This window comes from Actinocrinis sp. (genome assembly GCF_035605935.1).
Taxonomy (GTDB): domain Bacteria; phylum Actinomycetota; class Actinomycetes; order Streptomycetales; family Catenulisporaceae; genus Actinocrinis.
In genome coordinates, this window is sequence record NZ_DATNGK010000049.1 from 1 (window position 1) to 11,650 (window position 11,650).

8 protein-coding genes are annotated in these 11,650 nt (G+C 69.9%); 6 read left to right on the top strand and 2 right to left on the bottom strand.

All coding sequences use genetic code 11. The annotated features are described in order from the left end of the window. Positions 1-468: 468 nt before the first annotated feature. Together VN779_RS03610 and VN779_RS03615 are read left to right on the top strand one after the other, a co-directional pair. Positions 469-1,086: a TOPRIM nucleotidyl transferase/hydrolase domain-containing protein gene (locus tag VN779_RS03610; RefSeq protein WP_325720101.1), complete on the top strand. Its 618-nt coding sequence runs from the start codon at positions 469-471 to the stop codon at positions 1,084-1,086. Between the two features lie 217 nt (positions 1,087-1,303). Next, the gene (locus VN779_RS03615) at positions 1,304-3,352 is read left to right on the top strand and encodes a phosphocholine-specific phospholipase C (RefSeq protein WP_325720104.1); all 2,049 of its coding nucleotides are present in this window, start codon (positions 1,304-1,306) and stop codon (positions 3,350-3,352) included. Here the strand turns inward: VN779_RS03615 and VN779_RS03620 are convergent. Both VN779_RS03620 and VN779_RS03625 read right to left on the bottom strand, forming a co-directional pair. Next, positions 3,342-3,749, bottom strand: coding sequence for an SRPBCC family protein (locus VN779_RS03620; RefSeq protein WP_325720106.1), 408 nt, complete (start codon positions 3,747-3,749; stop codon positions 3,342-3,344). The genes VN779_RS03615 and VN779_RS03620 overlap by 11 nt on opposite strands. Continuing rightward, on the bottom strand, positions 3,749-6,901 hold the full coding sequence (locus VN779_RS03625) for an ATP-binding protein (protein ID WP_325720108.1): 3,153 nt from the start codon (positions 6,899-6,901) through the stop codon (positions 3,749-3,751). The genes VN779_RS03620 and VN779_RS03625 overlap by 1 nt, the downstream gene beginning before the upstream one ends. 156 nt (positions 6,902-7,057) lie before the next feature. Here VN779_RS03625 and VN779_RS03630 point away from each other — a divergent pair, with 156 nt between their 5' ends. The 4 genes from VN779_RS03630 to VN779_RS03645 all read left to right on the top strand — a co-directional run bounded on the left by VN779_RS03630 (position 7,058) and on the right by VN779_RS03645 (position 11,068). After that, positions 7,058-8,107: a class I SAM-dependent methyltransferase gene (locus tag VN779_RS03630; RefSeq protein ID WP_349260629.1), complete on the top strand. Its 1,050-nt coding sequence runs from the start codon at positions 7,058-7,060 to the stop codon at positions 8,105-8,107. A 49-nt stretch (positions 8,108-8,156) separates the two neighbouring features. Further along, positions 8,157-8,648, top strand: coding sequence for a DUF1059 domain-containing protein (locus VN779_RS03635; RefSeq protein WP_325720114.1), 492 nt, complete (start codon positions 8,157-8,159; stop codon positions 8,646-8,648). A gap of 64 nt (positions 8,649-8,712) precedes the next feature. Continuing rightward, entirely contained in the window at positions 8,713-9,531 is an 819-nt protein-coding gene (locus tag VN779_RS03640) for an SAM-dependent methyltransferase (protein ID WP_325720116.1), read from the top strand. A gap of 181 nt (positions 9,532-9,712) precedes the next feature. Further along, a complete protein-coding gene (locus VN779_RS03645) occupies positions 9,713-11,068 on the top strand; it encodes an AMP-binding protein (RefSeq protein WP_325720118.1) in 1,356 nt (451 codons plus the stop codon). Positions 11,069-11,650: the final 582 nt, after the last annotated feature.

Consider the following 11,650-nt stretch of genomic DNA (forward strand, 5'->3'; position numbering starts at 1 on the left):
CGTACCTGCTCTTCAGCCCGCCGTATGACGAGTTCGCCGTCGAGGCACGCAAGCGGGGATGGCGGGTGGCGCACCTGCCCGGCGGGCATCTGCATCAGATCGTCGATCCCGAGGGCACGGCACGACAGCTGCTCGAACTGGCCGTCGCGCCGTGACCACGTCCGCCGCCTGCCCGAATGACTGAGCTTGCGCTATTCGACCGAGCTGGGCAGTGCAGGTCGCTCTGGGGCGCCTGACGCTCTCGTGCGCTTGGCCGCAGCAGGATGTGGTTTTCCTGCATCGCAGTTGGACCGGCCAGGGCATCTACGAGCGAGGTTCGCTCCTGCGGAGGATGGCGGCCAGCGGATCGTTCGGGCCGTGATCGAATGTGATCGCGAGCGGTATCGTGGTTGACCGCTCGGCCAGCCGCAGCGCCGCGTGGATTTATTGCCAAGAGCGATGGCGGCCTGCGCCGTTATCTTGAGGTCAATGGAGACGAGCCCAAGTACGAGCGCGAACTGGAGCGCGGATTCGCCCGCAGGCGCGAGTCCGCGTGCCGTCGTGCTGGTGGAAGGGCACAGCGATCGGGTGGCGCTTGAGGTGCTGGCGCGGCGGCGCGGGCGGGATCTGGACCGCGAGGGAATCCGCGTCCTGGCGATGGGGGGCGCGACCAACGTCGGGCACTACCTCGACCGCTACGGCCCGCGCGGACTCGACGTCGCAGTCGCAGGGCTCTACGACAGCGCCGAGGAGCGCTTCTTCGTGCAGGGCCTCGCGCGGGCCGGCCTCGGCGCGGGACTGGCTCGCGGCGAGCTGCAGGCGCATGGTTTCTTCGTGTGCACCGCGGACTTGGAGGACGAGTTGATCCGGGCGATCGGCGCCGAGCAGGTGGAGCAACTCGTCGAGGCTCAGGGCGAGATCGCGTCTTTCCGCAGATTGCAACGGCAGCCGGCGCTGCGCGAGCGGACGCTGCACGATCAGCTTCGACGCCTGATGAGCGGCCGTTCCGGCGGCAAGCTGCGCTATGCGGGGATCATGGCGGAAGCGGTCGACCTCGACCGGATCCCGTGGCCGTTGGATGCGGTGCTTGCCGCGGTTCGTCCATGAGTGTGCGCAGGTCGTGGGCGCGGCCCGGCAGGGCGCGCACTTCGCCGGTGCTCGAGAACCAGATGTAGAGCTCGAGCGCGGCCGCGGGAGCGCGAGTTGGCAATGACTTTACCGGCCCGCCATCCGCACTTGTCTGGACGCGTCAGCAGTGCTGCGAGATCTTCTCACTGCGCCCCGCCCACGGGCGAGCCCATTGAACGGGAAGGTTCTCTCGACGATGTCACCGCTCTCCCGCCGCGCGCTGCTCGGCGCCGCCGCCGTCGGCACCGGAACCGCGCTCGGTGCCCTTCCGCTGCGTGCGGCCCGCGCCAGGGCCGCCGCCACCGGGTCCATCACCGACGTACGCCACGTCGTGATCCTGATGCAGGAGAACCGCAGCTTCGACCACTACTTCGGCACGCTCAAAGGCGTGCGCGGATTCGGCGACCGCGCCACCGTGCTGCTCTCCGGCGGCAACTGCGTTTTCAACCAGCCAAACGGCAGCGGCCGGCAGTACCCGTGGAACCTGAGCAACGGCTCCGGGAACATAGTGGCCAGCGCGGAGACCCTGGCCCAGTGCGACGGCTCGCTCGATCACGGCTGGAGCACGCAGCACCAGGCCTGGAACGGCGGCAAGATGGACTCCTGGATCGCCGCCAAGGGCTCGAACCGCACCATGGGCTATTTGACCCGCGCGGATATCCCTTTCCATTACGCGCTTGCCGATGCCTACACCGTGTGCGACGCCTACCACTGCTCGATTCTGAGCGCGACCGGGCCGAACCGCACGTACTTGTGGAGCGGCATGATCGACCCGGCCGGGACCGCCGGCGGACCGGCCTATGACGGCGGCTCGGAGTCCGGGCTCGGCTGGCAGACCTACGCCGAGGCGCTGCAGAACGCGGGCGTGACCTGGAAGCTGTACCAGGTCGGCAGCGACAACTTCGGCGACAACGCGCTGGCCTACTTCAAGCAGTTCACCAACGCTGCCACCGGCTCCCCGCTCTATATCAATGGTATGAGTTCGGTTCCCGGCGGCACCGGATCTACTCCGACCGACATCGCCGCCGCCATCAAGCAGGACGTGATGAACGGGACGCTGCCGCAGGTCTCCTGGATCGTCGCCAACCAACAATGCTCTGAGCACCCTGACGCCCCGCCGCAGGACGGCGCGCAGTTCGTGCACGAAGTCATCCAGGCGCTGGCTGCCGATGAATCAGTGTTCGACTCCACCGTGCTGTTCGTCAACTACGACGAGAACGACGGGTTCTTCGACCACGTTCCGCCGCCGGTGCCGCCCGCTGGAACGGCCGGCGAGTTCATCCTGAACGGCACCCCGATCGGGCTCGGCTACCGGGTGCCGATGCTCGTCGTCTCCCCGTGGACCCGCGGCGGCTGGGTGGATTCGCAGACCTACGACCACACCTCGGTGATCCGCTTCCTGGAGACCTGGACCGCCGCGCTGGGCAAACCGGCCCGCTGCCCGAACATCAGCGCATGGCGCCGTCAGATCTGCGGCGATCTCACCGGCGCCTTCGACTTCGCCAACCCGGTCTACGGCCTGCCCTCGACGCTGCCTGCCACCGATTCGACGATCAGCATCTACTACTGCGACATCATGCTGAACCCGTCCGCGGCCACAAACGCCTTGCCCGCCCAGGAATCGGGCACCAAACCCGCCCGCGCGCTGCCGTACCAGCCCAACGGCTACGTCAGCTCGATCCAATACGGCTCGAACGGCCAGATCCTGCTATGGATCGAGATGACGAATCAGGGATCGCAGGCTAGCGGCGCCGCGACATTCTCCGCCTACGCCAACGCGTTCCGCAGCGGCGGACCATGGCAGTACACCTGCACGGCCGGCGGCGCGGTCACCGACTACTTCAACATCGGGTCCGGATACGGCGCCGGCAAGTACGACCTGACGCTCGTCGGTCCGAACCGCTTCCTGCGCCGGTTCCAGGGCGACGCCGCCGCGGCGGGCCAGCACGCCGAGGTCACCACGTCGTACGCCCCGGCGCCGGACACCGGCAAGCTCGCGATCTGGTTCGCCATGACGAACTCCGGCTCCGGCCCGGCGACCTTCACCATCACCTCGAACCACTACCGCGGCGACGGACCGTGGACTTACTCGGTTCCGGCCGGCGGCAGCGTCTCGGACTACTTCAACCAGGTCGCCTACTGCGGCGGCTGGTACGACTTCACGATCACGGTCAGCACCGACGCCGCCTGGTCGCGCCGCTTCACCGGACACCTGGAGACCGGAGCGGCCAGCGTCACCGGCTGACCGTTTCGGACGTCGCCTCGGCGAGCGCGGCCAGCCGCACCAGCGATTCCTTGACGTCCCGTCGCTGCCCGTCCAGCCGGTGCGCCTCGCGGTCCGGCAGGCTGACGCTCACGTGGATGCTGGTACCCGCGCCCACCTCGGCGAGCTGCCATACGAAGCTGATATCAGAGACCTGACAGGAGACGGTGACCCGGCCGTTCAACCGGTCGGTGCGCAGCTTCTGCGGCATGGGGAAGTCGGGATAGCCGGTCGGCCACTGGGTGAACCGGCCCGGCGCGTCCTCGCGCACGGTCTCGATGCCGACCCACCAATCCGGGAAGCGCGCCGGGTCGAACAGCAGCTTCCACACCTCCTCGACCGGCGCGCGACTCGGCGCGCTCAGCTCGAACTCGGGCATCACAGCACCTCCGTAAGCTCGGGACTCTCCAGATCATCGAGGGCGGCCAGTTCGGCGGTGAGCCTGCGCAACTCCCGCTCCGGTTCTACCAACCCGACGACGGGCGCGCGGCCGAGGTCGACGAAGTTGGCCATGTACTCGGCGCCCGTGCTGCGGTGCAGGTGGCGCTGCCAGACCGCGGCCGCCTCGCGCATCCGGCGCCGGGCCTGGTCGCGGTCACCGCGGGCGAGCGCGATCAGCCCTTGGACCCGGGTCATCCGCGGCACCAGTGCCCACGGCTGATCGCCGGCGCGAACCGGCTCAAGGGCGGCCCTGCGCACCTCGGCGGACGCCTCCTGCGGCCGTCCGCAGCGGGCCAGTGCCTCGGCGCGGGCGAGCCGGGCGGCCGGGCGGCTGATCTCGGCGTCCTCGTCGAGCGCCGCACCGAGCAGCTGCGCGGCGGACTCGTGCTGCCCAGCCTCCAGCGCGATCAGTCCCGCGTCATGGCGGGCGAGGGCCGCGGCAGCGGGGGAGTCCATGCGGTCGGCCATGGCCAGCTGTTCCCGGCCCAGCGGCAGCGCTTCCGCGTGCCGGCCGAGCCGGGAGAGCACGAACGCCCGGCTGGCGACGCATCGCAGCTCGATCGCGGTGAATCCGCGGGTCGCGGCGACCGCGGCGTCCGCGGCCCGTAGCGCCCCGATCATATTGCCGGACCAGCTAAGCGCACAGGTCAGATGGATCCACACGCTGTAGGCCAGGTCCGGCCGGCCAGCCCGCCGCGCGGCCGCACCGCCGCGCTCGGCCGCCGTTTCGCAACCGTCGAACCTGCCTAGCCGCAGCAGCGACATCAATTCGGCATTGGCCATCTCCGCCACCATCGAATCGTCGTGCGGATCGACGAGCCGAGCCACTTCGCCCAGCAGCATGACAGCGCGATCCGGATCTCCGGCGGCCGATTCGCCCCAGGCGAGGCCGAGCAGCACGTCCGCGCGCAGCGAGTGCGGGGCGTCGGCGGGCAACAGCTCCCACGCCCGCTGGTACGCCTCGATCGACGCGCGCGGATTGCACACCACCGTGCGCAACACCTTGCCCCGCCGGCACCAGGCGACCGACTGTTCCCGCTCCGAGAGCAGTTCGCGCGCCGCCTGCCATTCGCGTTCGAACTCTGCTTCCCGGCCGAGCCAGCCCAGGGCCTCGGCCAGTTCGAGCCGCGGCTGCGCCGCGCCCGGGTCGCAGCGCACTGCCTCGGCCCAGAATCTGGCCGCCTCCGGCATCGCGCCGAGCGACCTGGCATGCCGGGCCGCGCGCTGCCAGCGCGGCCCGGCCAGGTCGTCACGTCCGGCGCGCCGCAGATGACCGGCCACCTCGGCCGCGACCGGGCCCGGGGACCTGGCGGCCGATTCGATGGCGAGCGCGAGCTGTTCGTAGCGGCGGCCCTGCTCACCGAGATCGGCGCGCACCGCCTCGGCGAGCAGGGCGTGCCGGAACCGCAGGCCGCCGCCGCTGCGGAAGACCAAGCCGCTTTCCAGGATGGCGTGCTCGGCCTCGTCGCGGTCCGGCAGCGCCAGCGCGGCGAGTTCGCCGGCGGACAGTTCCCGGCCCGCGGCGGCGAGGGCTTCGACGAGGTCGCGGGCCGGGCGCGGCAGCGTTCCGGTCGCGGCGCGGACCATGGCCCGCAGGTCCTGTGGCGGAGCGCTTCGCCCGGCCGCGAGCGCGCGGGCGCTGGCCACCGCCAGCAGCGGATTGCCTTCCGCGGCATCGACCACTTGCTCGACCGCGGCGTCTGGCAGATCGGCCACACTACGGGCCACCGCCGCGACCTCAGCCTGCGAGAGCGGACCGAGTTCGATCTCTGTCACCTCGACGCCTCGCCCGACCAGATCCGCGATCAGCGCGTCGGCGGCCGGGCGCTGTGGCCGGTCGCGCCGGGTGAGCACGAACAGCACGGGCCTGGCCGCGAGCCGCCGCCCGATGTGCGCGCACAGTTGCATGCTGGCCGGATCGGCGCGGTGTACGTCCTCTGCGACAAGGAGCACCGGCCGGTTCGCCGCGGCCCACTCCACGAGCCGCAGCACCGCATCGAACAGGCGCAACCGTTCCAGCTCGGGGGAGGAGACGACCGGCGGCGGCGCGTCCCGGCCGAGCTGCGCGGGCAGATCGGGAGCCAGCCGGCCGAGGTCGGATGCCCAGTTGGCATTCTCCGGAGCGGAAACCGTGCGCGCCAGCTGCGGCACCAGTTCCTGCCAGATCGCCAGCGGCGCCTCGCCGCCGACGTCGACCCCGGCGCCCATGGCGATTCCGGCCCCGGCGTTGTCCGCGCGGCGAGCCAGCTCGGCGACCAGGCGGGTCTTTCCGATCCCAGCCTCTCCGGTGATCAGCACGACGCGGCCCTGGCCAGCCCGCGCCGCCGCCCAGGCCGCGGCCAGCGCGCGCAGTTGTGACGCACGTCCGAACAGCGGCCGGTTTAGACCTGGAGCGGAAGCCGACGTGGCGGCGCCGGGGCCTCGCGCCTCGGCGAGCGCGGCGCGCAACGAGGGGCCCGGCCGCACGCCGAGCTGTTCGCGCAGCCGAGTGATCACGTCCCGGCCGACCACCAGCGCACCGGCGCGGTCGCCCGCGGCCGCTAACTGGCGGATCAGGTCGGCGTGCGCGGCCTCGTCCAGCGGTTCCAATGCGCAGCGCAACCGTGACCAGCGCGCCGCGTCAGCGGCGTCGCCGTCGCGCTCGGTGCTCGCGGACCGCTCGGCCAGCGTCTGCGCGAGCTGCGCCCGCTGCCGCTGCCGCGCCGCATCAGCCCAGTCCTCGGTGTATCCGGCCAGCAGTTCGTCGTGGCACAACGCGGCCGCCGCCGCGGCGTCTCCCGCTGCGGCGCGGTCTCGGCAGTCGTCGACATCGACCGTCACCGTTCCGGGAAGCAGCCCGACCGAGGTGCGGGAGGCTTCCAGTACGTCATCGCCGAGGGCCTTGCGCAGCGCCCATATGGCGGTCCGCAGATTCGCCCGGCCCGCTGCGGCAGTCGCGTCGGGCCACAGCTGGACTGCCACGTTCTCGCGGTCGTGCGGCCCCAGGCGCAACGCGAGGAAAGCGAGCAGCCGTCCGGCCGGAGCTGGAAGCGAGATCTGCTCACCGTTGCGTTCCGTGGCCACTCTCCCCAGCAGCCGGACCTGGAGCATGTCCTCACTTTAACTTCGGTCCCGGCCTGCGGCTATGGCTGCGATTGACGATGCGTTGACGCTGCCGCAGACGGTCCCGCGCGCAGGCTGACGGCTATAGAGCTCGACCTCGGCAAACGCCCGAGCGCGCCAATGCATCCAGGAGGGACCATGACCATCGACCAAGACAAGATCGACGAGCTGCTGGGTCAGTTCGTCGCCGACCTCGGCGCCACGATCGCGGCCGGCAACGTCGTCGTCGGACACCGGCTCGGCCTCTACCGTGACCTCGCCGATCAGCCGGCCACCGCCGAGCAGCTGGCCGGCCGCACTGGCACCGACCCGCGCTACGTGACGGAGTGGCTGCGCGGACAGGCGGCGGGCGGCTACGTCAGTTACGACCCGGACACCGACCAGTTCTCGCTGACGGAGGAGCAGGCCTACGCGTTAGCCGATCCCAAGGGGCCGCTCTACCTGCCCGGCGCGTTCCTGCTCGCCCTCGGCGCGTTGCGGGCCGAGTCGCAGATCACCGATGCCTTCCGCACCGGGGCCGGAATGGGCTGGCATGAGCACCACGAGGACGTGTTCGCGGGCACCGAGATGTTCTTCCGACCCGGCTACATCGCCAACCTCACCTCCAGCTGGATCCCGGCGCTCGACGGTGTCGAGGAGAAGCTCACCGCCGGCGGCCGGGTCGCCGACGTCGGCTGCGGACACGGCGCCTCGACCGTGCTGCTCGCCCAGACCTACCCGAACGCGGTGATTCAGGGTTCTGACTATCACAGGGCCTCGCTGGACACCGCCCGCAAACGCGCCGCCGAAGCGGGGGTCGCCGACCGGGTTCACTTCGAGGCCGCCTCGGCGCAGATGTTCTCCGGTACCGGCTACGACCTGGTCGCCACCTGCGACTGCCTGCACGACATGGGCGATCCGGTCGGCGCGGCCCGGCACATCCGCCAGACGCTAGACCAGGACGGCACCTGGCTGATCGTGGAGCCGCTGGCCGGCGACACGCTCGCGGACAACCTGAACCCGGTCGGCCGGGTCTATTACAACTTCTCCACCTTCGTGTGCGTGCCCAACGCCCGCTCGCAAGCCGGCGGCCACGCGCTGGGCGCGCAGGCCGGCGAGGCCGCGATCCGCCAAGTCGTCGAACAGGCCGGGTTCAGCAGGTTCCGCCGCGCCGCCGACACGCCGTTCAACGCCGTCTACGAGGCCCGTCCCTAACCGAAACCGATCACCGAGAACCAACTCTAAAAACGACAGGAGCACCCTCATGACCAGGAAGATCCTCGACTGCCGTGCGGTCCCCAACGAGGTCGGCTGCACGCTGGCGCTCACCGGCGAGCCCGCCGAACTGGTCGCCGCCGCCGCGCACCACGCGGTCACCGTGCACGGGCACACCGACACCCCGGAGCTGCGCGAACTGCTCTCCGGCGCGCTGGCCGACGAGCCGTCGGTCTCCGCTCCGGGATCCTTCGTCCAGCTCGTCGAGTTCGACACCGACCGGATCGCCGAATGGGACCCGATCGTCGAGCGCTGGGCCACCGCGATCGGCGCGCGGCGCACGGCCCGCTGGGCCGTCCTCGGCGTCGACCGGGACCGGCCCGGACGGTACGTCACGGTGGTCGAGTTCCCCAGCTACCCGGAGGCGATGGCCAACTCCGACCACCCCGCGACCGCGGCGTTCGTCAAGGAGCTGCAGGCGATCTGCACCGGCGAGCCGAGCTTCCGCAACCTCGACGTGCGGACCGCGGTCTCCTATTGAGCGGTCGCTAAGATGACCGGAACGCACAACCGCGGCGAAGCAGAACCATGCCGAAGGGAAAGTCGTGAGCCAACGGCCCGTCTGGGCGCCGGACGACGTCGACATCGAGACACCGTCCGCCGCGCGCATGTACGACTACTTCCTCGGCGGTTCGCACAACTTCGCCGCGGACCGCGCGCTGGCCGAGGAGTACATCAAGGTGCTGCCGGACATGCCGCAGATCGCTCGCGCTCAACGCCGCGTGGTGCATCGCATGATTCGATACCTCACCTCGATCGGCATCGCGCAGTTCCTCGATCTCGGCTCCGGAATTCCGACAGCGGGCAACGTGCACGAGATCGCGCAGGTCGCGAACCCGGACGCGCGTGTCGTCTACGTGGACAGCGACGCCGTCGCGGTCACGCATAGCCGCTCGATCCTCGCCGATGCGCCACACGCCGCCGTACTGCGCGCCGACCTGCGCGATCCGGAGGCGGTGCTGGCCGATCCGGTCGTCACCGGACTGCTCGACTTCTCCGAACCGGTGGCCGTGCTGATGATCGCCGTGTTGCACTTCGTCCCCGACGAGGACGACCCGGCCGGGGTCGTGGCCGCCTATCGCGATGCCACGGCCCCGGGTTCCCACCTCGCGATCACCCACGCCACCAGCGACTACAAGCCGGAACTCGCCCGCCGAGCCGAGGCCGTGTACACCCGCGCCAGCCACCAGATCCACTACCGCAGCCGACAGCAGATCGCTGACATGCTGGCCGGCTACGACCTCGTCGAACCGGGCCTTACGGACATGATCCACTGGCGTCCCGACCCGGACACCGGAGCCGATCCGCTCGACGGCGACGTACGCCGCTACTCCGGATACGCCGCGCTCGGCCGCAGACCATAGCGATTGCACGTTTGGACATCGGCCGTTGCCTGGCCGTGCGCTGCCGGATGGCGGCCCGCGCACGATCCCCGGAACGCCGGCCGCGTGCGCCTCTTACCGGCTTAGCATCAGGGCACGAGCAGCGAGATCGCCGATTCCCTTAACCGGGACAGCTCGACCTCGCCGACGACGAGGAGTGCCCATGAGTAGCCACACTCTGAGCGCGACGCGCGGATTCTTGGCGGCCCGCGATCTGCTGCGCGCGTTGCGGGACGACTACGAGGCGGCCACGGCTCGGTTCTCGTGGCCCCGGCCCGAGCACTTCAACTGGGCGCTGGACTGGTTCGACCGGATCGCGGTCGACAATACGCGGATCGCCCTGCGGGTGCCCGGCGCGGTGAGTACGAACTCTGTCACCTACGCCGAGCTGTCCGAGTCCTCGAACCGGGTCGCGAACTGGTTGCGCCGACTCGGATTGCGCCGGGGCCAGCGGGTGCTGCTCATGCTGGACGATCAGCTCGCGTTCTGCGAGGTGATGCTCGCGGTGATGAAGCTCGGCGCCGTGCTGGTCCTGGTGCGCGCGACGACCACGGCGGCGGACCTGAGCGAGGCGATCGGCCGCGCGGCGCCGGCCCTCATCATCGCTGCCGGACAGGCCACCGACACGCTCACCGCGGTGAAGCCACGCGCGATTCGGGTCTGCGTCGGCGATAAGGTTCCCGGTTGGCACGCGTATACGGATGCTTATCTGGAGCGCCGCTCGTTCAGCCCGGACGGCGTCACTCGCATCGATGATCCACTCCTGATATACGCCACCGCGGGCAAGGCCGGTCGAGTCCGGATGGTGTGCCACACGCACGCGCATCCGATCGGCACGTTGCCCGGCACTTATTGGACCGGACTGCTACCAGGCGACGTGCATGTCGCCGTCACGGATGCCGGGTCGGCCGAGCACGTTTGGTCGACCTTCTTTCAGCCCTTCAATGCCGAAGCGAGCGTTGTCGCGGTGCGGTGGACACCCGACGCGCCGGCCCGGTTGCTGCTCGACGTGCTTGGCGAGGAGCGTGTCAGCAGTCTGTGCGTGACGTCGGCGGCGTGGGCGAGCCTGCTGCGGGAAGACGGCCGACTGCCGGCGTCCATACGCGAGGCGCGTTCGCTGGGCGCACCCCTCGCGCGCGATCTGGCTGACCGCGCGCGAACCGACTGGGGTATCGACGTGCGCAACGGATACGGACAGGCTGAGACCGGCGCGCTGATCGGTGTCACGGCTGGTCTTACGGCGCAGCCGGGAGCGATCGGTAAGTCGCTGCCCGGCCACTCCATCGTGCTGATCAATCCGCGCACCGCACAGCCGTCCCCGCAAGGCGAGGAAGGCGAGATCTGCGTCGAGCTCGCACACCGGCCGGTCGGGCTGATGTCAGGATGCTTCGGCGACACGGAATCGGCGATGGCGTCGTACCGCGGCGGTGGCTTCTACCGCACTGGCGATCTCGCGCACAGCGACGCAGCAGGCTGTCTTACGTACGCCGGCCGTGTCGCGGATTCTGTGACGGCTTGACCAACGTCAGTTTGTCCCGTCCAGCTGGACAACCCGCTTTTCCCATCCTCTAACCGCTGGCCGCCGTCCCGCTTTTCCCCAATAAACCCCTTGCGATGACATCTCCGCTACGCGGCTGGACTTCAGCGGCAAGTCTCGTTCACAACGGCGCTGGACCACAGACGCCCTTGCGCGCAGCGAGTCTCGCGATAGCTTCGCCGACGGCGGTTGACGGTAACGCGGGACACGCGTGTACAGGTTTTTCACTCCACCACGCGCAAACGAACCGCAGGCACCATCGGCTCAAGACAGCGGGAAGCTGGAAAGTGCAGCGCGGCAGCGAGGGTGACGTGGTGTGGAGCGCGCCGACCGGGCACCGGTACATCACCACTACGGAAGCGTATGCGGTGTGAGGAGGAGAGCCGGCGATGTCGCTGGTACCCCCCTTTCTGAAAATCTGTGCACGCGTGTCCCGCGTAACCCTCAACCGCCGTCGGCGAAGCTATCGCGAGACCCCCAGCGCACAAGGGCGTCTGTGGTCCAGCGCCGTTGTGAACGAGACTCGCCGCAGTAGTCCAGCCGCGTAGTGGAGATGTCATCGCG

Coding starts and splice junctions, on each gene's coding strand:
- VN779_RS03610 (WP_325720101.1), top strand. CDS start 469: ATGGAGACGAGCCCAAGTACGAGCGCGAACTGGAGCGCGGATTCGCCC.
- VN779_RS03615 (WP_325720104.1), top strand. CDS start 1,304: ATGTCACCGCTCTCCCGCCGCGCGCTGCTCGGCGCCGCCGCCGTCGGC.
- VN779_RS03620 (WP_325720106.1), bottom strand. CDS start 3,749: ATGCCCGAGTTCGAGCTGAGCGCGCCGAGTCGCGCGCCGGTCGAGGAG.
- VN779_RS03625 (WP_325720108.1), bottom strand. CDS start 6,901: ATGCTCCAGGTCCGGCTGCTGGGGAGAGTGGCCACGGAACGCAACGGT.
- VN779_RS03635 (WP_325720114.1), top strand. CDS start 8,157: ATGACCAGGAAGATCCTCGACTGCCGTGCGGTCCCCAACGAGGTCGGC.
- VN779_RS03645 (WP_325720118.1), top strand. CDS start 9,713: ATGAGTAGCCACACTCTGAGCGCGACGCGCGGATTCTTGGCGGCCCGC.